This is a genomic window from Vibrio spartinae, from assembly GCF_024347135.1.
GTDB lineage: Bacteria > Pseudomonadota > Gammaproteobacteria > Enterobacterales > Vibrionaceae > Vibrio > Vibrio spartinae.
This window is the reverse complement of sequence record NZ_AP024907.1, coordinates 1,088,034-1,109,451: the sequence shown is the minus strand read 5'-3', so window position 1 is coordinate 1,109,451 and position 21,418 is coordinate 1,088,034. Positions and strand designations below refer to the sequence as shown.

The following is a 21,418-nucleotide window of genomic DNA, read 5'->3' as shown; positions in this document are numbered from 1 at the left end:
ACACGAGAATTGTATGAACCCTGTCGTTATTTCAGTCTGTATCATGCTGATACTGGCACTGCTTCGTGTGAACGTTGTCGTCGCACTGACATTTAGTGCAATCATTGGTGGACTCGTTTCAGGCATGAGTCTGAACGAGTCAGTCGCTGCGTTTGAAAGTGGTCTTGGTGGTGGTGCGACTATCGCACTCAGTTATGCCATGCTCGGTGCATTTGCTGTCGCCATCTCTAAATCCGGCCTGACCGATCTAGTCGCTCATACTGTCATTCGAAAAATTCATGGCAAAGAACAACAGGAAACGCAAACCGGCTTGAAATATGCCATTCTGCTCGCACTTATTCTGGTCACCATGTCTTCCCAGAACATCATTCCGGTCCATATTGCATTTATTCCTATTCTGATTCCGCCGCTATTGGGAGTTTTTGCCAAACTCAAATTAGATCGCCGTCTGATTGCCTGTATTCTCACATTTGGCCTCATAACACCTTATATGGTTCTTCCTATTGGTTTCGGGGGGATTTTCTTAAAAGATATTCTCCTGAGAAATATCCAAGAGAATGGTTTGGCCAATATCACAGCAAGCCAGATCCCAACCGCGATGTTACTCCCCGGTACAGGCATGATCTTTGGACTTTTAATTGCAATTTTCTTTAGTTATCGCAAACCCAGAGAATACCGTAAAACTGAACTGACTGAGGTTCATCACAATCCAGAGCATAAAATTAATGGTCGATATATTCTGACGGCAGCTATCGGCATTATTGCAGCCCTCAGCGTGCAGTTGTTCACTGGCTCGATGATTATTGGTGCACTCACCGGCTTTATGGTGTTTACTTTTGGTGGGGTTATCGCTTGGAAAGAGACTCATGATGTCTTTACCAAAGGGGTTCATATGATGGCAATGATCGGTTTCATCATGATTGCAGCCGCTGGCTTTGCCGCAGTGATGAAACAGACAGGCGGTGTCGAATCGCTCGTCGCCTCACTCTCTCATAGTATTGGGGACAATAAGCCGTTAGCAGCCTTACTGATGCTGATTGTCGGCCTATTAGTCACCATGGGGATCGGCTCTTCATTTTCGACGATTCCCATTATTGCAACGATCTATGTCCCACTGGCGGCAGCTTTCGGTTTCTCACCGATGGCAACAATCGCATTAGTTGGTACGGCCGCAGCATTAGGCGATGCTGGCTCTCCGGCGTCTGATTCAACACTTGGTCCGACATCCGGTCTCAATGCAGACGGACAGCACGAACACATCTGGGAAACCGTTGTTCCCACGTTTATTCACTATAATATCCCTCTAATTATCTTCGGCTGGATTGCCGCGATGGTTCTGTAATGACATCATCAACGCTATCGCACTGAATGATTCAATATAAATCCCATAAAAAAGGCTTCCTCACGGAAGCCTTTTTTAATCATTGGGTCAACAGACCAACGCTTATGACTCAATTCTTATTCTGAACCGGATGTCGTGACTGTTGACAGAATGTCGTTACTGTTAACAAGTCACGATTAACAAAGCGTGAGATGCTCAATTTTCTTCATTATAGAGTTCAAGACTTGCCAACTCTTGTTGAATCTCTCTCTGCTCTTTGGTGTCATCGTTTCTCATCGCGTCCAGATAGTCCAGATAAGCTTGATCAATATCACCGGTTACGTACTCACCATTAAAGACCGAGGTTTCAAAGCGACTGATATTCGGATTCCCGATACCAACAGCACTGACAAGATCTTCAATCGTCTGGAAAATCAATGCATCCGCACCGATTTGACGGCAGATGGATTCATTATCCCGGCCGTGAGCAATGAGCTCATTGGCACTTGGCATATCGATCCCGTAAACATTCGGGAAACGAATTTCCGGAGCAGCAGAAACCATATAGACTTTTTTGGCGCCGGAATCACGAGCCATTTCGATAATCTGTTCTGATGTTGTACCTCGGACAATCGAATCATCGACCAACAATACATTCTTATCTTTAAATTCAGAACGAATCGCATTGAGCTTTCTGCGCACTGACTTGCGACGTTGTTGTTGACCCGGCATAATAAATGTCCGGCCGACATAGCGGTTTTTGACAAATCCCTGACGATATGGCTTATCTAATGCCTGGGCGATTTGCAGGGCAATATCACAAGAGGTTTCAGGAATCGGAATCACAACATCAATATCAAGATCTGCATAATCCTGTTGAATTCGCTCACCCAGTTTTTTGCCCATTTCGACCCGTGCACTATAGACAGAAATTTGGTCGATGAAAGAATCAGGACGAGCAAAATAAACGAATTCAAAAATACATGGGTTCAGTTGAGGATTATCAGCACACTGATGTGTGTAAAGCTCACCTTCAAAGGTGATGTAGATTGCCTCACCCGGGGCGACATCCCGCATAAACTCAAATCCAATCGTATCCAATGCAACAGACTCAGATGCAACCATATACTCAGTTCGGCCACCGACATCGCGTTTACCCAAACACAGTGGACGAATACCATTTGGATCCCGGAACGCAATCATGCCATGACCGATAATCATCGCAACAACAGCATAAGCCCCTTTAATCGAACGATGCACCCTGGTAACCGCTCTGAAGACATCTTCTGCGGTTACATTCCCTTTAACCGTATCTATTTCATGTGCCAGAACATTCAACAGCACCTCAGAGTCAGACGTCGTGTTGACATGGCGACGATCTTTCTCAAACAGCTTATCTCGAACATACTGGGCATTGGTTAGATTACCGTTATGAGCCAGTGTGATACCAAAGGGGGAATTGACATAAAAAGGCTGCGCCTCGGATGCACTTGAACTCCCCGCTGTCGGATAACGGGCATGTCCGATGCCAACCGTTCCTTGAAGGCGTTGCATATGCTTTGCAGCAAATACATCTGTAACCAATCCGTTTGCCTTACGCAGACGAAAACGATTGCTATCTATGGTACAAATACCCGCGGCATCTTGGCCGCGATGCTGTAACACGGTCAAAGCATCATAGATGGACTGGTTGACAGGCGTTGAACCAACAATTCCAACAATACCACACATGTCTTAATCCTCGATTTGCGACATTATACCGGCCGGTTTAGACCGTACCGGTCAGAAAACTAGATGATGTTTTCAAATGTTCGAAAAACTGCACAATAATCCACCGAAACTGTGGCACCAATTGTGAGTTTTCCCACCATTTTGAACTTGGAAACGCGGTAAACGCATCCATAAAAAACAGGACTGCGGCAATGATCAGAACACCTCGGAGTCCGCCAAACACCACACCAAGAACCCGATCAGTCCCTGAAAGCCCTGTTTTTTGTACAAGCTGGGCAATAACATAATTCACCAACGCCCCAACGATTAATGTTGCAATAAACAACGTCGCAATCGCGGCACCATTACGGAACATGTCATCCTGAATATTCGAATAATAAACAGCCAACTTTGGGTAGTAGTGACTTGCAATAAAAAATGCAAGCAGCCAAGTCGCCAGCGACAATGCCTCTTTCGCAAAACCACGAATCAGGCTGATCAATGCCGACAGGGCAATCACACTTAAAATGACAATATCTAACCAGTTCATACATTCACTCATTCTAAGATGGCGCGCATTTTAACAGAAAAAATGACGACGCAAACGTTTTCTTACGGATTTAACGGCTTAAATTTGAGCAATTGACCCTTTGCTCCGGTAATTTTTTTCAATTCAGCCAGTTGTCTTTCCATTTTGCTTTTTGACACATCAGGTCCGATAATCACGCGTGTATAACCATTTTCTTGTTTGGTGTGTGCTTGGTAACCCCGTTTTTGCAAATCTGCCACAAGCTTTTTCGCATTGTCGCTATTCTTGAGTGCCATCAATTGAATAATCCAACCACTGCTCTGAAAGTCCTCTGACTCAGATGATGCCTGAACTTGAACCGGAACAGCATCATTCGATGATGCCTTATTCGCGTTTTCATTCACAGTAACTGGTGAATCAGGTAAGGAAAGTTGATCGGTTTCCGGCTCTAAAATTTGGTACTGTTCCGTGTTTTGATCAACATCGGGCTTCAGTGGAATACTGGCAACATCTTCTTTGTAGTGTGATTTTTGTCCATCCAGAATATCCGGAAGAATAATGACACCAAGTGCAACCAATATAACGGTTCCAACTAAACGACTTTGGAATCGACTTGCCATCTCTGTTTACACCCCTCGTTTATTCCAAAAATCCAAAACTTCTCCAACCGTGTGGAACGACCCCGCGACGATAATGGCATCATTTTCATTGGCTCGTGTCATCGCAGCTTTAAAAGCCTGAACGGGTGATTCATAGGTTTGGCTCGGAACGGGAATATAGCGATTTAACTCGCTGGCAAAAGCCGCCCGAGGCCCTGTCAGAGAAGCAGGATACCAATGATCAACAACCGATGATAAAGCAGTGATCGTTTCCTGAATATCTTTATCATGTAACATGCCAATGACCAGATGAATTTTCTTGTCCGAGAAACGCTGCTTCATATGTGATGTCAAATATTGGGCAGAATGTGGATTATGAGCAACATCAAGCATAATCACTGGCTGCTGGCTAATCAGTTGCATTCTGCCAGGCAGAGAGGCACTCTTTAATCCCTCAACAATATCCATATCGCTGATATCGAGTCCTGCACATCCAAGCGCCATCAAAGCAGTTGCAGCATTGGGTAACGGTAATTGCGGCTTCGGTAAGTCACGGAGATCAAAAGCACCATGCTGCCAATGCCATACATCTTCTGCAACCTGATAATTAAATTGAATACCGATCTGAAAGAATTCCGCACCGATTTCATCAGCATAGGCGGCAACGGTCGCTGGTGGATGCGGCTCACCGCATACCGCTGGCTGACCAGCACGAAAAATCCCCGCTTTCTCGTGCCCGATCTGCCCCAAATCATCCCCCAACCAGTCAATATGGTCGATGGCCAGACTCGTGACGACCGAAACATCATGCTCAACAACATTGGTCGCATCTAACCGCCCCCCCAAGCCGACTTCGAGGATCGCGACATCGACTTGCGCTTCTTGCAGTAACCGTAATGCAGCCAGAGTCCCGAACTCAAAAAAGCTCAGACTCGTTGTGCCTCGCTGTTTTTCGATGAAATCAAACGCGCGCGTATGGTTGTCATCGGCTAATACTTTGCCGTTGATCCGGACACGTTCGTTATAACAGATAAGATGTGGAGAACTATAGACGCCCACCGAGTACCCTGCTGCAAGCAGGATAGCTTCAAGAATCGCGCAGGTAGAACCTTTACCATTCGTGCCAGCAACCGTAATGATGGTTGGTGCAGGTTTTAAAAGGTTGGCTCTCTGAGCCACGACCTGAACACGATCAAGGCCTAAATCTATGGATGAATGATGGATACTGGATAAATAATCAAGCCACATCGATAACGAAGATGTGGCTTGTGGCATAGCGTTCTGACTCATTAAACAAGCATAGTATTGAGATATGGGAGAACTACTTTACTCTTTTTTCTCGGCTTCTGGTACCGCATAAGTGCTCTCATTTCCGGATTCTGTTGCCTGTGCTGGGTAATTCATCATCTTACCCAACAAGCTCGCAATCTGAGACCGCATTTCACGACGATCAACAATCATATCAATCGCGCCGTGCTCCAATAGAAACTCACTACGCTGGAAGCCCTCAGGCAGATCTTCACGTACCGTCTGTTCAATGACTCGACGACCGGCAAAACCAATGACCGCTTTCGGCTCGCCAATATTAATATCACCGAGCATCGCCAAGCTTGCAGAGACGCCGCCCATGGTCGGGTCAGTCATCACCGAGATAAACGGTAAGCCATTTACGGATAGACGTTCCAACGCAGCACTGGTTTTCGCCATTTGCATCAGAGACATTAACGCCTCTTGCATTCGGGCACCACCACTGGCAGAGAAACAGATCAAACCACACTTGGCTTCGATCGCGGCTTCTACAGCTTTCACAAAGCGTGCTCCAACGACTGATCCCATTGAACCCGCCATAAAGGAAAACTCGAATGCACAAGCGACGAGAGGATAGCCGTAAAGCTCACCTTTCATGACGACCAAGGCATCTTTCTCACCACTCGCTTTCTGCGCTGCGGCAAGCCGATCTTTATAACGTTTTGAATCTTTAAATTTTAATTTGTCCTGTGGCTCCAGCGTCTCACCGATTTCTTGACGGTTATTTTCATCAAGAAACTTTCCCAGACGACGACGAGCACTCATCCGCATATGATGATTACACTTTGGACAAACCTCTAAATTACGTTCTAACTCAGCATAATAAAGGACTTGTTCACAAGACGTACATTTTGTCCAAACACCTTCAGGAATCGATGCTTTTCGCGAACTGACAATATTGCTTTTCTCTAAAATTCTTTCAAGCCAACTCATGTGGAAGACCCTTACTCCCCTCCCTTGCAACAGCAAGAGAAAATTATTCGACAATAAACACCCAAAGGATTAAATCACATAAACCTCTGCATGTTGATAAAAAACTGGTTGTACCTTCGTGAAACGACGTTACAACAATCTGATCTCATGATTCGAATCTGACTAACGCGATTCGTTCAATGTATCAGGTAAAAATAACGGACCAACAGGTTGCTCCGGTAGATTGAATGCTTGTGGGTACTCGACTTCAACCAAATAAAGTCCCTCTGCTTTTGCTGTTGCAGCCGCAAGTTTCCGATCTTTAGCTGCCAATAGCCATTGAATCCATTCAGGCTCCTGCTCTCCTCTGCCGACAGCAATTAAGCTCCCCGCGATATTTCTGACCATATGGTGTACAAACGCATTGGCCTTAATGTCAATCACAACATAACGATTGTGGCGAGTAACTTGCAAATGCATAACATTCCGCCACGGGCTGCGAGATTGGCAATGTACGGCTCTGAAGGAGGTAAAATCATTTTCCCCCAGTAACAACTGCCCGGCTTGGTGCATCCTTTCGACACATAAATCACCATGATAATGACTGACACCAGCCGACAAAATGCCGGGTCGCAAATTATCATTGTATATCACATACCGATAACGCCGCGCTGTCGCTGAAAAACGCGCATGAAACGAATCCGGAACTTCCTGTGCCCATCGTACAGCAATATCTTGGGGTAAATTCGCATTCGTACCCATCGTCCATGCTGCCGTTTTTCGCTGAGCCTCGGTATCAAAATGGACAACTTGTCCCGTACCGTGAACACCTGCATCAGTTCGCCCGGCACACTGAACCGCTATCGGATGATTCGCGACTTGGCTCAGTGCTTTTTCCAAAGCTTCCTGAACACTAGGAACTTCTCGCTGCCGCTGCCAGCCATAATAATGAGCGCCATGATACTCAACACCTAAAGCGATTCTCATCATCTACTTCTCTTGTCAAACAGGGTCGGCAGTATAATCGCAAATTAGAAAAAATTCTAATCAACAACAAGCGATATCGCTTGGATCTCTATAGAGAACAATATGGGAGTCATTCGCAGCCCCACCAATTAACTTCTGCGACTCAGCTCGTCAATCAAGCGTTTTGCAGCCTGACGAATATCATCATTCCCATCAACAATTGCTTCTTCCAGCAACTTCACCGCGCCTGCTTCATCATTCATTTCGATATAAATCTTCGCGAGATCCAGCTTTCCTGCGGCTTCCGCATTGCTGTCAACATCAACATTCGTGATATCTCCGATAACATCCGGGAACTCATTTAACCCGACATCCAGTTTAAGGTCGACGTCTTCAAAAGGATGTGCATTTCCTTCAACTTGAGACATCAGCTCATCAATTGTTAAATGACGCGGCTGTCCAGACTCGTTATAGAATAAGTCATCCTGAACTTCCCAATCTTCCGAATCAGCCTGAGGTTCGTGTGTTTGATTTTCACTTCGCCAAACATCCAGCTCCTCTTCCGGTACTTCATCAGGAATCGACGCCTGTTGTTCCGGAGAAAGCTTGAAGCCATTCCAATCTTCTCCTCCCATACTCAGCATCGACTCAAAATCCATCCCCGCGCTGGCAATCCGATCTGCATCTAGACTTGGCTCAAAAACATACTGCTCCGGCTCAGCATTTTCATCCAACAGCGCACCCAGTGCATCTTCATCAAGAGAAGCTTTCGGGAAAGACTTAAGACCAGCCTCTTCATCCACAAAATCAGAAGACTCGGTGGTTAAATCAGTTTCTGGAGCAACGTCTGATGCCATTTCGGATGCATCCGCGTCGGCGGGCGATGTGTCAGATTCACCCAATGCGGCCGTTTCGTCGAATTCTGGTAACGCGTCATCATCGATAAAATCGGATAAGTCATCACTCTCCGGTTGCTCGGATACTAACTCATCCGCGTCGGCGGGCGATGTGTCAGATTCACCCAATGCGGCCGTTTCGTCGAATTCTGGTAACGCGTCATCATCGATAAACTCGGATAGGTCATCACTCTCCGGTTGCTCGGATACTAACTCATCCGCGTCGGCGGGCGATATATCAAATTCACCCAATGCGGCCGTTTCGTCGAATTCTGGTAACGCGTCATCATCGATAAACTCGGATAGGTCATCACTCTCCGGTTGCTCGGATACTAACTCATCCGCGTCGGCGGGCGATGTGTCAGATTCACCCAATGCGGCCGTTTCGTCGAATTCTGGTAACGCGTCATCATCGATAAACTCGGATAAGTCATCACTCTCCGGTTGCTCGGATACTAACTCATCCGCGTCGGCGGGCGATGTGTCAGATTCACCCAATGCGGCCGTTTCGTCGAATTCTGGTAACGCGTCATCATCGATAAAATCGGATAAGTCATCACTCTCCGGTTGCTCGGATACTAACTCATCCGCGTCGGCGGGCGATGTGTCAGATTCACCCAATGCGGCCGTTTCGTCGAATTCTGGTAACGCGTCATCATCGATAAACTCGGATAAGTCATCACTCTCCGGTTGCTCGGATACTAACTCATCCGCGTCAGCGGGCGATGTGTCAGATTCACCCAATGCGGCCGTTTCGTCGAATTCTGGTAACGCGTCATCATCGATAAAATCGGATAAGTCATCACTCTCCGGTTGCTCCACAGCGGCTTCAGCTTGCGTTGCTTCCGGCTCAATTTCTTGCTCTGTCTCGATGCCCGCTTCAGCGACATCATCTGCTTCGATGACTGGCACATCTGCCGATGATTCAGGCATCTCACTTGGCTGGTCGATATCGGAATCAATGTCAGAATCAATCTCAGAGGTCATTTCTGAGTCACTCAGCACTGAACCTTCTGTATCAGCGGGCGATGTATCGGATTCACTCAATGTGGCCGTTTCATCGAGCTCAGGGAATACGTCATCATCGATAAAATCGGATAGGTCATCACTCTCCGGTTGCTTCACAGCGGCTTCAGCTTGCGTTGCTTCCGGCTCAATATCTTGCTCTGTCTCGATGCCCGCTTCAGCGACATCATCTGCTTCGATGACTGGCACATCTGCCGATGATTCAGGCATCTCACTTGGCTGGTCGATATCGGAATCAATGTCAGAATCAATCTCAGAGGTCATTTCTGAGTCACTCAGCACTGAATCTTCTGTATCAGCGGGCGATGTATCGGATTCACTCAATGTGGCCGTTTCATCGAGCTCAGGGAATACGTCATCATCGATAAAACCGGATAAGTCATCACTCTCCGGTTGCTCCACTGTGGCTTCAGCTTGCGTTGCTTCCGGCTCAATATCTTGCTCTGTCTCGATGCCCGCTTCAGTGACATCATCTGCTTCGATGACTGGCACATCTGCCGATGATTCAGGCATCTCACTTGGCTGGTCGATATCGGAATCAATGTCAGAATCAATCTCAGAGGTCATTTCTGAGTCACTCAGCACTGAATCTTCTGTATCAGCGGGCGATGTATCGGATTCACTCAATGTGGCCGTTTCATCGAGCTCAGGGAATACGTCATCATCGATAAAACCGGATAAGTCATCACTCTCCGGTTGCTCCACTGTGGCTTCAGCTTGCGTTGCTTCCGGCTCAATATCTTGCTCTGTCTCGATGCCCGCTTCAGTGACATCATCTGCTTCGATGACTGGCACATCTGCCGATGATTCAGGCATCTCACTTGGCTGGTCGATATCGGAATCAATGTCAGAATCAATCTCAGAGGTCATTTCTGAGTCACTCAGCACTGAATCTTCTGTATCAGCGGGCGATGTATCGGATTCACTCAGTACGGCCGTTTCATCGAGCTCAGGGAATACGTCATCATCGATAAAATCGGATAGGTCATCACTCTCCGGTTGCTCCACTGTGGTTTCAGCTTGCGTTGCTTCCGGCTCAATATCTTGCTCTGTCTCGATGCCCGCTTCAGCGACATCATCTGCTTCGATGACTGGCACATCTGCCGATGATTCAGGCATCTCACTTGGCTGGTCGATATCGGAATCAATGTCAGAATCAATCTCAGAGGTCATTTCTGAGTCACTCAGCACTGAATCTTCTGTATCAGCGGGCGATGTATCGGATTCACTCAGTAAGGCCGTTTCATCGAGCTCAGGGAATACGTCATCATCGATAAAATCGGATAGATCATCGCTCTCCGGTTGCTCCGCTGTGGCTTCAGCTTGCGTTGCTTCCGGCTCAATATCTTGCTCTGTCTCGATGCCCGCTTCAGCGACATCATCTGCTTCGATGACTGGCGCATCTGCCGATGATTCAGGCATCTCACTTGGCTGGTCGATATCGGAATCAATGTCAGAATCAATCTCAGAGGTCATCGCTGAGTCACTCAGCCCTGAATCTTCCGTATCAGCGGGCGATGTATCGGATTCACTCAATGTGGCCGTTTCATCAAATTCAGGGAACTCAGACTCAGTGACTTCCTCATCATCCGATGTCAATGCTGAAGACGGTTCTTGTTCTTCCTCAATATCCCAATCAGTATCTTGCGGAACCCCAAATTCATTCGCCGCAACAGAATCATCTTCATCAACCTGTTCACTTCCTTCAATTTCAGGATTGAAATCAAAATCGTTCGAGTCTTCTTCCGGTGCTTCTGCTGAGACAGATGCTTCAAAATCGACTGCATCTAATAACGGGTCTTTATCCGGTGCGGAACTAATCAGATCATCAATAAACCCTTCACGGTTAAAATCATCATCTTCCTCGATACCGTGCTGTTCAATTTCTAGTAATTCATCAAATAACTCAGTCCCATCATCAATCGGAGTCGTATCGGCTTCACCGAGTTCAGTATCGGCTTCCAAATCTTCATCAAGCTCGAGCGTATCAAAATCAAACGGGTCATCATCACTCTCATCGTCTAAGTCTGAGCCCCCGAGATCTTCTAACTCTTTATCCCAATTCAGTTCGTCGTCTGTGCCATCCGATTCATCCAGTAACTCATCCAGCAGCGCGGTCGTTTCATCTGTCACATTTTCTGATTCATCTTCGGACGTATCGAGTGTGTCAAATGCGCCAGTATCAAATGCTTCATCTAAGAATGAATCATCCTGACTATTTGCTTCTAATTGCTCCAGATCAGCCTGTTGCTCAATACTGTCAAATAAAGCTTCCAGATCGCTATCAGAGGCAACACCGACATCGCCTAGATCGAACTCATCATCTTGCTCTTCTGCCAATAAATCATCGAGCATGGATTGATCAAGCTCTGTATCCAAATCATCTTCAAGTGCGTCACCATCCAACAACGTCTCAATTTCGTCTTGGGACATCCCGACTTGATCGTCACTGGAAAGATCAAAATCCTCATCCTGTTCTTCATCATCCGCACCAAGAGACGCATCCTCAAGCGCACGCTCCATTTCTTCCAAACCGACCGCTTTATCTTCGCTGTTGACGCTAATGCCGTTTGCACTCGCAGAGAAATCACTATCGAGGTCCGTATCAACTAAGTCACCATCATCATCGATGCTGGCAAACAGATCTTCCTCACTTTCATCCCCCAGATCCAAATCAAGATCGACATCGTCGAGTTCAGCAAAGACATCATCAACATCGGCTTCGTCCTGAGCCTCATTCTCTTCTACTTCAAGGTTGGTCGTGCTAAACAGATCATCGTCAAGTGACAGGTCATCAAGTTCATCATCTTGATCACTGCCTTCGGCAGCATCCCCGATACTAATCGGTTTATCACTCACATCCTTCATTTCAGTTGATGCATCAGCCGTCGTATCCGATTTTCTTCTCCGACCGACTAACCACATGACCAGTAACGCAATCAATAATCCGGGAATAAGCGCGAGCGCACCGACCGTCCACCAATTTGACAATAGTTTGTCTAGTGATGTGGGAGCCATCCGCTCCGCTTCCGCACGTTTTCTGCGCTCTTCAGCCAGCAGTTTTTCAACTTCAGTCCGAACTTTATTTTCATCGCCCAGTTCATTCTTCAGATCACTCACTTCTGACTGCACTTTTGACAACATGAGTGTTAAACGGTGGTTTTTCTCTTCAAGGGCCAGAATTTCTGAGCCTGTTCCTGTCGCATCTGATGAAGAAAATGACAGCACGCTCTGAGGCGCTTCTGTCTGAGCTGGCTGTTCTGACGGGATGATATTCTCTGTCGCCGGACTCACTTGCTGAGTACCGGTCTGCTGCGCTGGCTTCGTATCAGGTTGTGCTGCCGGTGGCGTGTCTGCTTTGACAGATGCAGGCTCCGGTGGTTTCACAGGGCGAGCTCTTGCCGCTGACGATGAAGCGGTTGCTGCGAGACGACTAGCCTGATCTAACCGTTGCTGATGAGCCTGCATGACCCGTGTCGCTTCTTCAGTTGTCACACTCCGAATCTGAGCGAGAGATGGAATGCGTAACCGACTTCCCGGCATTAAGCTGTGAATATTCTGCTGTTCAAATGATTCTGGATTTAACTGATAGAGAGCAAGCAGCGTTTGCTGAACGGTAACTTGATTTGATGGTCTGAGCTTTGAGGCAATAGACCATAATGTTTCTGTTGCGGAAGTGGGACCATAAAATTTTGAAGGCTCATTATTTGATTGCGCAGCAGAAGACCTCACCGCTTCACTATATTGGGGTGATGACTGCACCTGACCTGTTGGCCCAAGCAGACGAATACCTTCTGCATGAACAAGAAAAACCTGACCCACGACTGCTATTGCAAATGGTAACAACAGACGTTTTAAAAATTGACGCATATAAAGCTCAGCTATGTGCTTAGGTAATAGTAAATTTAATAATCTGTTAAATATATCGGATTACACCAGCAAAACTATAGGTTATCCGGAAAAAAACTGTTTTCCCTACAATAATTGCGCGCATCTCACACATTTTCCACTTTTCTAATTCACTACGGGTTCCCCACCCGCACTCAAATGGCATGAGACAGAAGTAGTTGAAGTCGTCACAACGGCATGATTTGAACAGTAAAAAGCCAGCAAATTGCTGGCTTTCCCTTATTCATCAAAGCATATCAGGCTGCTTCAATCTTCGCCCAAGTGTCTCTCAAACCGACAGTTCGGTTAAAAACCAATGATTCGACTGAAGAATCGCGATTATCTGCACAAAAATAACCGATGCGTTCAAACTGATAACCAAATTCCGGTTGAGCTGCAGCTAAACTCGCTTCCACAAAACCTTGCTGGCGAATCAGAGATTCAGGATTCAGAACTTGCGTAAAATCATCTGCTGCTGCTGGGTTGGCAACCGAGAAGAGCCGATCATACAACCGAAATTCAGCAGGAACACCTTGATTGACGGAAACCCAGTGAATGACACCTTTGACTTTTCGGCCATCCGCTGGGTTTTTCCCCAGAGTATCGGCATCGTAAGTACAGTAAATCGTGGTAATGTCACCCGCGCTATCTTTCTCAATCCGCTCAGCTTTAATCACATAAGCACCACGTAAACGGACTTCTTTACCAAGAACAAGACGTTTATATTTCTTATTTGCTTCTTCACGAAAATCTTCACGTTCAATCCAGATTTCCCGACTAAAAGCAACTTGGCGACTCCCCATCTCAGGCTTATTCGGATGGTTGGCGACGTCCAGCATCTCCACGGAGTCAGCGTCATAATTTTCAATCACAACTTTGACAGGATCCAACACCGCCATGGCTCTGGGCGAATTTTCATTCAGGTCATCACGAATACAAGACTCTAACGAACTAAATTCAATCATATTGTCTTGTTTCGTCACACCGATACGTTTACAGAATTCACGAATTGATGTGGGGGTAAATCCGCGACGACGCAAACCGGAAATGGTTGGCATCCGTGGATCATCCCACCCTGAAACGAACTTCTCAGACACTAATTGATTCAACTTCCGTTTCGACATCACAGTATATTCAAGGTTTAAGCGACTGAACTCATACTGTCTCGGACGGCAGGAAATGGTGATGTTATCCAATACCCAATCATACAAACGTCGGTTATCTTGAAACTCCAGGGTGCACAGAGAGTGAGTAATGCCTTCCAATGCATCCGAAATACAGTGAGTAAAGTCGTACATCGGATAGATGCACCATTGATCACCGGTCTGGTGATGATCAGCAAAACGAACTCGGTATAAAACCGGATCACGTAAAACGATAAAAGGAGAAGCCATATCGATTTTGGCACGCAAACAAGCTTCACCTTCCTGAAATCCACCGGTGCGCATTTTTTCAAACAACGCGAGGTTTTCTTCAGCACTGCGATCACGATAAGGACTTTCTTTTCCCGGATGAGTCAAGTTTCCCCGATACTCACGGATTTGCTCTGGCGTCAGCTCTTCAACATAAGCCAGTCCTTTCTCAATTAATTCAATAGCATAATGATACAATTGATCAAAATAATTAGATGAATAGCACACCTCGCCAGCCCATCGGAACCCTAACCAGTTGACGTCTTTCTTAATCGATTCAACATATTCGATGTTCTCTTTTTCCGGGTTTGTATCATCAAAACGTAAGTTACACTGGCCCTGATAATCCTGAGCAATACCGAAATTCAAACAAATTGACTTAGCATGTCCGATATGAATATAGCCATTCGGCTCTGGTGGGAATCGGGTATGCACACTGGTATGTTTGCCTTCCGCCAAATCTTTATCAATAATCTGACGGATAAAGTTCGATGGACGAGCCTCAGCTTCACTCATCTATAACACCTCAATAATTTTGTATTCTCAAGAGCGTGACTCATCTGTTTGAATGCAGACAAGTACACCGCGAATAATTTTGCTGTTAGGATATAAAAATTAACACCCCTAATGATCCACAATTCTTTGTGATTACACAATATGATTCCGGGATATTCTTAAGATTATTTCCTGAGATCGATCATTTTACATTGATAAAGCGGTATTTTTGGTTTTTGACTCTGGATGTTACCGCAAGAAGTTCAATCACAATGTGCATTTACATACGCTCAATATTGCGAAAAAGTAAACTTCGATAGCGAAAGATTAGTGACCAATGCCACAGCTCCCGCAGCTTCGAGCCGGAGAGGACTTTATTTTTAGCGATAAGACAGTATATTACCATTTTGGCAGGAAATTCTGGTCTCAGACAACGAACTGCCTTGAACACCAGCCATCATCGTACAAGTAAACTCAGTGAATATGCCGTTGTCTGCCGGTATAGAGAAAAGTACCATAGACATCACGCAACCAAATCGACACAATAAACACCGTGAGTATGTGGTTAGGCTATCATCGATGAAAATTTTTACAATCCGATGACAAGATTAAAAAATGGGCAATACGAGCAGCATAAGCAAATGAATGATACGCAAAAAGGTAATGTAGATTTAGTCAAACAACTTAATAGTGCCGCTGTGTATCGGCTCATCGATCAACAGGGCCCGATCTCTCGAATTCAGGTTGCAGATATCAGTCAGTTAGCACCTGCCAGTGTCACTAAAATCACCCGTCAACTGTTGGAAAAAGGGCTCATTAAAGAAGTCGCACAACAGGCATCGACCGGAGGACGCCGGGCTATCTCTCTTGAAACTGAAGTGCTTCCTTTTCATTCCGTCGCTGTCAGGCTAGGCCGCGACTACATTCAGATCAGTCTTTATGATCTGGGCGGAAACGAAATGGTTTCCGATTATCATGAGTTTCAATATCTGCATCAAAAAGAACTCATTGAAGGGTTGCTGCACTATATTCGACATTTCATCCGAGAGAAACAAGCTTATATTCAACAATTAATTGCTATTGGTGTCGTTCTCCCCGGACTGGTTAACCCAGAAACGGGCGTGGTTGAATATATGCACAATGTCGATGTTGATGAACTCGCGATGGGAGATATCATCAAAAATCACTTTGGCGTCGAGTGTTTTATCGGCAATGATATCCGCGGGCTCGCCCTCGCAGAACACTATTTCGGCTCAAGTCAGGACTGTCAGGATTCGATTTTGATCAGTGTCGGTCGGGGAACAGGGGCCGGGATGATCGTCAATGGTCGAATTTTTCTCGGATTCAACCGAAATGTCGGAGAAATTGGTCATATCCAGATCGATCCATTGGGAGCACAATGTCAATGCGGGAATTTCGGATGTCTGGAAACCGTGGCATCCAACCCAGCAATCGTTAAACGGGTCAGACAGTTTCTGAACCAAGGCTATCAATCAACACTTTCTGAATTGGAGCAGATTACAATTAAAGAGATCTGTGATCATGCCAATCAGGGGGATGAACTGGCACGCCAAACTTTGCTAAAAGTGGGTGATCATTTAGGTAAGGCTGTTGCTATCACCGTCAACTTGTTTAATCCGCAAAAAATTATCATTGCAGGGGATATCACAACGGCACAAGATTTGATTTTTCCGGCTATCGAGCGCAACGTACAGAATCAATCTCTGAAAGCATTCTATAAAAACCTGCCTATTGTGGCCTCGCAGGTTTATAAGCAACCATCGATTGCCGCATTTGCCATGATAAAACGGGCAATGCTGAATGGGGTTTTACTCCAAAAACTTCTCGAAGAGTAATCACAACATTCATTGATCAAGGTAACCCATCTGGTTGGGTTACCTTATTCTATCCTCCCCCCAGCAAGTTATCCCCTAAATCAATCGTTCGCCATTGAACAAATATCAACCAAATTGTATTCAAAATTAAATATTATCTAATAAATGCAGATATAAATTAAAAAATATACACATCAAATCCATTTTTAATAAAAATCCATACAACCAAGGGTTGTCTTTTCTAAAAAAAGTGGCACATTAACAATCAAAGCAAAAATCATAAGGGAATGAGTATGTGTTCTATATTTGGCATCTTAGATATAAAAAGCGATGCATCGAAGCTACGTCCGCTGGCATTGGAAATGTCCAAAAAACTTCGTCACCGTGGTCCGGACTGGTCTGGTATTTATACATCAGATCACGCAATTCTGGCACATGAAAGACTGGCAATCGTTGGTCTGAATAGTGGTGCTCAGCCAATCTACAGCCCGAATAAAAAACATATACTTGCCGTCAACGGTGAAATCTATAACCACAAAGAAATCAGAGCCCGTTACGAAGACAAATATGATTTTCAGACTGATTCAGATTGTGAAGTCATTCTGGCACTTTATCAGGATATGGGGGCTGATTTACTCGAAGAACTCAACGGTATCTTCGCTTTCATCCTGTACGATGAGGAAAAAGACCAGTATTTAGTCGGTCGTGACCACATTGGTATTATTCCGCTCTATCAAGGTGTTGATGAGCATGGGAACTACTATGTTGCCTCAGAAATGAAAGCATTGGTTCCGGTTTGTAAAACCATTAGCGAGTTCCCTCCGGGTTGTTATTACGGTTCATCCGATCAAGAACCGATCCGCTACTACATACGCGACTGGAACGACTATAGTGCCGTTGAAGATAATGTGACAGATAAAGAGCAGCTGGCTCAAGCTTTGGAAGCAGCGGTCAAACGCCAGCTCATGACCGACGTTCCTTACGGGGTCCTGCTGTCCGGTGGACTGGATTCATCCATTACTTCCGCAGTCGCGAAACGCTTCGCTGCAATGCGGATTGAAGACGATGAGCAGTCGGCAGCTTGGTGGCCTCAGTTGCACTCATTTGCAATTGGTCTGGAAGGTGCACCGGATCTCAAAGCCGCCCGGGAAGTTGCTGAAAAAATAGGTACAGTTCACCATGAAATGACCTATACCATTCAAGAAGGCTTGGATGCTATCCGTGATGTGATTTACCATATTGAAACATACGATGTAACAACCATTCGGGCATCGACACCGATGTTTTTGATGGGACGCAAAATCAAAGCGATGGGCATCAAAATGGTACTTTCCGGTGAAGGCGCTGATGAAATTTTCGGGGGATATCTTTATTTCCACAAAGCACCGAACGCTCGCGAATTCCATGAGGAAACCGTCCGCAAACTACTGGCGCTGAACATGTTCGACTGCGCACGGGCCAACAAATCTCTGGCAGCGTGGGGTGTCGAAGGACGTGTCCCGTTCTTGGATAAAGAGTTTATTGATGTTGCCATGCGTTTAAACCCGAAAGATAAGATGTGTGGTAACGGAAAAATGGAAAAACACATCTTGCGTGAATGCTTTGAGCATTATCTGCCAGATTCAATTGCTTGGCGGCAGAAAGAACAGTTTTCAGATGGTGTCGGCTACGGCTGGATTGATACCCTCAAATCAGTCGCAGAAGAAAAAGTCACCGACCAACAGATGGAAACAGCGCAGTTCCGTTTCCCTTATAATACGCCGACGACCAAAGAAGGTTATGTATACCGGGAAATTTTTGAAGAACTCTTCCCACTCGAATCCGCGGCAAGATGTGTTCCGGGAGGCCCATCTGTTGCCTGTTCATCGGCCAAAGCCATTGAATGGGACGAATCGTTTAAAAACTGTATTGATCCATCCGGACGCGCTATCAAAAACGTTCACCAGGAAGCTTACTGAGTTTCGACGCTCAGTAAGCAGTCACAAAAAAACAGCAGGATTTTCTCCTGCTGTTTTTTATGATGATGGTCATGACACTTTGACAGCCTCAACAAGAAAATCTGGCTAAGACAGCTCTAGATCTCGATTATCAAAGCTCATTGCAATGGTCTGACTAATCATTTTCACCAACATAATCGAACGCGTTTCTCCATCCGATTCCTGATAAATAGCGTCAATCCCGGCAAATTGGCCCCCTTTCACCCGAATGACCTGCCCTCGCTGTGGCATACTCTGCTGAAGAGCCTGAGGGTCGGATTCTAATATTTTTAAGTGCTCGACCAACGCTGCACTCACTTCTTTAGGGTGCTGTCCGAAACGGATAAAATCAGCTACCCCTCTCGTCGAGCGGACTGAAACAAAACTAGGACCGTTCTCATAGTCAAAACAAACAAACATATAAGAAGGAAACAGTGGCTCAAGTAAGGTTTGCTTTTTCCCCCGAAAAATCTTCTCGACTTTTATCTCTGGGTAATAGCATTCAACCCCCTGATTTTCCAAATGGCATTTGGCCCGCTGTTGTTCTCCTCGCTTACAATACAGTAAATACCATTGCTTCATATCCTGACAACCTCTTTGATCCCCCATACATAAACCCTAGCAACAGTTTTACTGAAGGTACATGAATAAAAAATTATTCATGTTTGTTTGCTGAATGTTTCACCAGTTCGGCAAATAAAGACACATAAGTATCTGAATCGTTCAGGCACCCAATGAAGTTATAAACCGCGCCACCAGCTTGCAGAAAAGTCTCTTTACCCTCTTGCGCAATTTCTTCCAACGTTTCCAAACAGTCCACAGAGAATGCCGGAGAAATGATATCCAGACTCTTGATACCGTTCTGGGGGAGATTTTCCAAGGTCTTATCGGTATAAGGTTGCAACCACACTTCTTTGCCAAAACGAGACTGATAAGTCGTACCGATTTGGTGTGTCTCTAACCCCAACTCAGCGGCAAGTAGCCGAGTCGTCTCAATACAATGTTGTGGATAGACATCACCGTTATCTGCATATCGCTGCGGGATACCATGATAGGAACAGAGCAGGTAATCTCCCCGACCATGATTTTCCCAAGAATGCCGAACTTGCTCCGCCAATGCTTGAATATAGAGGGGATGATGATAATGATCGCGAATGATATGAAGTTCAGGGACAACCGTAAATGACTTCAATGCATTGGCTACGGCATCATAAACCGCGGCTGTAGTTGTGCCTGAATATTGAGGATAAAGCGGTAATATGGTGACAGACTCAACCTGCTGTGCCATTAAACGTTGCAATCCATCCCGAACACTTGGCTGACCATAGGTCATCCCAATCTCAACCGGCATATCAAGCAATTTCGCTAATTTGTCACGCTGACGCATTGAGTACACCATCAATGGTGAGCCACCATCCATCCAAATCTGTTGGTATAAACGGGCAACTTTAGGCGCACGAATGGGTAGAATCACACCATGTAATAACGGACGCCAGACCCAAGGAGAAAGATCAATAACACGCGGGTCAGAAAGAAACTCAGCCAAAAACGCTTTCACCGCAGCAGGCGTTGCTGCTGCCGGTGTTCCCAAATTAACTAACAGTACACCTTGTTTTTTTGCTTGATACATCACGTCAGATTTCACCTATTCAGTAAAATAATCTTCAAAATGCTATGAGTTACACTCTATCACGATTTTAAGTGAGAGCAGCGGCTGAATAAAAAAAATCCAGAGCCTCAAAAGACTCTGGATTTTAATCCGTCAAAATATCCCGTTATCGATGACTGATAGTCATCGAACTGAAGGGATTATCCTAATGCTTTTTCAATATCTGCACTGACTTCAGCAACTTGTTTCGTCCCATCCAATTTCAGATATTGGGTCTTTCCTGCTGCCGCTTCTTTGCTATAGTACTCAATCAGTGGTGCTGTCTGTTCATGATACACCGCCAGACGTGAAAGAACCGTTTCTTCTTTGTCGTCATCACGAATCACAAGCGCTTCACCTGTGACATCATCTTTACCTTCAACTTTCGGTGGGTTATATACCACATGATAAGTCCGCCCGGATGGTAGATGAGCACGACGACCAGCCATACGCTCAACAATCACTTTATCCGCGACATCGAACTCAATCACATCGTCGATCTCAATCCCCATAGCTTTCAGACCATCCGCTTGCGGAATTGTCCGAGGAAAACCATCCAGCAAGAAGCCTTTCTCACAATCAGGCTGAGCAATTCGTTCTTGAATCAATCCCAGAATAATATCATCAGAAACTAACTGACCAGCATCGATAACTGCTTTGGCTTGCTTACCTAATTCAGTGCCGGCTTTGATTGCAGCACGAAGCATGTCACCGGTAGAAATCTGTGGAATACCATATTTCTCCATAATGAACTGAGCTTGTGTTCCTTTACCTGCACCTGGAGCACCCAGAAGAATGATGCGCATGTTTAATCCTCTTTAGAAAATGATGAATTATACCGAAACTCACTGCATTCACGTTGTCACGGAAAGTTTCGGTATAAGCGTGTTATTCAAG

At 45.6% G+C, this 21,418-nt stretch carries 14 protein-coding genes; 3 read left to right on the top strand and 11 right to left on the bottom strand.

Going from position 1 to position 21,418, the window contains the following annotated elements; all coding sequences use genetic code 11:
- Window positions 1-13 precede the first annotated feature (13 nt).
- Window positions 14-1,342, top strand: a complete 1,329-nt coding sequence (locus OCU60_RS05155; protein ID WP_074375021.1) for a Na+/H+ antiporter family protein — start codon at window positions 14-16, stop codon at window positions 1,340-1,342.
- Window positions 1,343-1,537: 195 nt separating this feature from the next.
- Here the strand turns inward: OCU60_RS05155 and purF are convergent, their stop codons facing one another.
- From purF to glnS, 8 genes are all read right to left on the bottom strand, one after another.
- Window positions 1,538-3,052 carry an amidophosphoribosyltransferase gene (purF, locus tag OCU60_RS05150; protein WP_074375022.1) on the bottom strand — a complete coding sequence of 505 codons (1,515 nt, stop codon included), beginning with the start codon at window positions 3,050-3,052 and terminating at the stop codon, window positions 1,538-1,540.
- 37 nt (window positions 3,053-3,089) lie between these two features.
- Entirely contained in the window at window positions 3,090-3,581 is a 492-nt protein-coding gene (locus tag OCU60_RS05145; protein WP_074375023.1) for a CvpA family protein, read from the bottom strand.
- 62 nt (window positions 3,582-3,643) lie between these two features.
- Window positions 3,644-4,180, bottom strand: coding sequence for an SPOR domain-containing protein (locus OCU60_RS05140; RefSeq protein ID WP_074375024.1), 537 nt, complete (start codon window positions 4,178-4,180; stop codon window positions 3,644-3,646).
- Between the two features lie 6 nt (window positions 4,181-4,186).
- Entirely contained in the window at window positions 4,187-5,449 is a 1,263-nt protein-coding gene (gene folC / locus OCU60_RS05135; protein ID WP_074375025.1) for a bifunctional tetrahydrofolate synthase/dihydrofolate synthase, read from the bottom strand.
- A 36-nt stretch (window positions 5,450-5,485) separates the two neighbouring features.
- Window positions 5,486-6,400, bottom strand: coding sequence for an acetyl-CoA carboxylase, carboxyltransferase subunit beta (gene accD, locus OCU60_RS05130; protein ID WP_074375026.1), 915 nt, complete (start codon window positions 6,398-6,400; stop codon window positions 5,486-5,488).
- A 162-nt stretch (window positions 6,401-6,562) separates the two neighbouring features.
- On the bottom strand, window positions 6,563-7,366 hold the full coding sequence (gene truA, locus OCU60_RS05125; protein ID WP_074375029.1) for a tRNA pseudouridine(38-40) synthase TruA: 804 nt from the start codon (window positions 7,364-7,366) through the stop codon (window positions 6,563-6,565).
- A 128-nt stretch (window positions 7,367-7,494) separates the two neighbouring features.
- Window positions 7,495-13,137, bottom strand: a complete 5,643-nt coding sequence (locus OCU60_RS05120; protein WP_261854740.1) for a FimV/HubP family polar landmark protein — start codon at window positions 13,135-13,137, stop codon at window positions 7,495-7,497.
- 275 nt (window positions 13,138-13,412) lie between these two features.
- Window positions 13,413-15,083: a glutamine--tRNA ligase gene (gene glnS / locus OCU60_RS05115; RefSeq protein ID WP_074374088.1), complete on the bottom strand. Its 1,671-nt coding sequence runs from the start codon at window positions 15,081-15,083 to the stop codon at window positions 13,413-13,415.
- A gap of 620 nt (window positions 15,084-15,703) precedes the next feature.
- On the opposite strand from glnS, the gene nagC reads away from it, so the two are divergent.
- Window positions 15,704-16,918 carry a DNA-binding transcriptional regulator NagC gene (gene nagC, locus OCU60_RS05110; protein WP_074374288.1) on the top strand — a complete coding sequence of 405 codons (1,215 nt, stop codon included), beginning with the start codon at window positions 15,704-15,706 and terminating at the stop codon, window positions 16,916-16,918.
- Window positions 16,919-17,190: 272 nt separating this feature from the next.
- Complete coding sequence (gene asnB / locus OCU60_RS05105) at window positions 17,191-18,855, top strand: asparagine synthase B (protein WP_074374089.1); 1,665 nt, start codon at window positions 17,191-17,193, stop codon at window positions 18,853-18,855.
- Window positions 18,856-18,960: 105 nt separating this feature from the next.
- On the opposite strand, the gene rfaH is transcribed toward asnB, so the two are convergent.
- The 3 genes from rfaH to adk form a co-directional block, all read right to left on the bottom strand.
- On the bottom strand, window positions 18,961-19,455 hold the full coding sequence (gene rfaH, locus OCU60_RS05100) for a transcription/translation regulatory transformer protein RfaH (protein ID WP_074374289.1): 495 nt from the start codon (window positions 19,453-19,455) through the stop codon (window positions 18,961-18,963).
- A 73-nt stretch (window positions 19,456-19,528) separates the two neighbouring features.
- Window positions 19,529-20,503: a ferrochelatase gene (gene hemH, locus OCU60_RS05095; protein WP_074374090.1), complete on the bottom strand. Its 975-nt coding sequence runs from the start codon at window positions 20,501-20,503 to the stop codon at window positions 19,529-19,531.
- Between the two features lie 179 nt (window positions 20,504-20,682).
- A complete protein-coding gene (adk, locus tag OCU60_RS05090; protein ID WP_074374091.1) occupies window positions 20,683-21,327 on the bottom strand; it encodes an adenylate kinase in 645 nt (214 codons plus the stop codon).
- Window positions 21,328-21,418: the final 91 nt, after the last annotated feature.

Excerpts from the sequence above, each read along its gene's own strand:
- glnS (WP_074374088.1), bottom strand. The coding sequence starts at position 15,083 with ATGAGTGAAGCTGAGGCTCGTCCATCGAACTTTATCCGTCAGATTATT.
- purF (WP_074375022.1), bottom strand. The coding sequence starts at position 3,052 with ATGTGTGGTATTGTTGGAATTGTTGGTTCAACGCCTGTCAACCAGTCC.
- truA (WP_074375029.1), bottom strand. The coding sequence starts at position 7,366 with ATGAGAATCGCTTTAGGTGTTGAGTATCATGGCGCTCATTATTATGGC.
- folC (WP_074375025.1), bottom strand. The coding sequence starts at position 5,449 with ATGAGTCAGAACGCTATGCCACAAGCCACATCTTCGTTATCGATGTGG.
- rfaH (WP_074374289.1), bottom strand. The coding sequence starts at position 19,455 with ATGAAGCAATGGTATTTACTGTATTGTAAGCGAGGAGAACAACAGCGG.
- hemH (WP_074374090.1), bottom strand. The coding sequence starts at position 20,503 with ATGTATCAAGCAAAAAAACAAGGTGTACTGTTAGTTAATTTGGGAACA.
- nagC (WP_074374288.1), top strand. The coding sequence starts at position 15,704 with ATGAATGATACGCAAAAAGGTAATGTAGATTTAGTCAAACAACTTAAT.
- asnB (WP_074374089.1), top strand. The coding sequence starts at position 17,191 with ATGTGTTCTATATTTGGCATCTTAGATATAAAAAGCGATGCATCGAAG.
- OCU60_RS05155 (WP_074375021.1), top strand. The coding sequence starts at position 14 with ATGAACCCTGTCGTTATTTCAGTCTGTATCATGCTGATACTGGCACTG.
- accD (WP_074375026.1), bottom strand. The coding sequence starts at position 6,400 with ATGAGTTGGCTTGAAAGAATTTTAGAGAAAAGCAATATTGTCAGTTCG.
- OCU60_RS05120 (WP_261854740.1), bottom strand. The coding sequence starts at position 13,137 with ATGCGTCAATTTTTAAAACGTCTGTTGTTACCATTTGCAATAGCAGTC.
- OCU60_RS05145 (WP_074375023.1), bottom strand. The coding sequence starts at position 3,581 with ATGAACTGGTTAGATATTGTCATTTTAAGTGTGATTGCCCTGTCGGCA.
- OCU60_RS05140 (WP_074375024.1), bottom strand. The coding sequence starts at position 4,180 with ATGGCAAGTCGATTCCAAAGTCGTTTAGTTGGAACCGTTATATTGGTT.
- adk (WP_074374091.1), bottom strand. The coding sequence starts at position 21,327 with ATGCGCATCATTCTTCTGGGTGCTCCAGGTGCAGGTAAAGGAACACAA.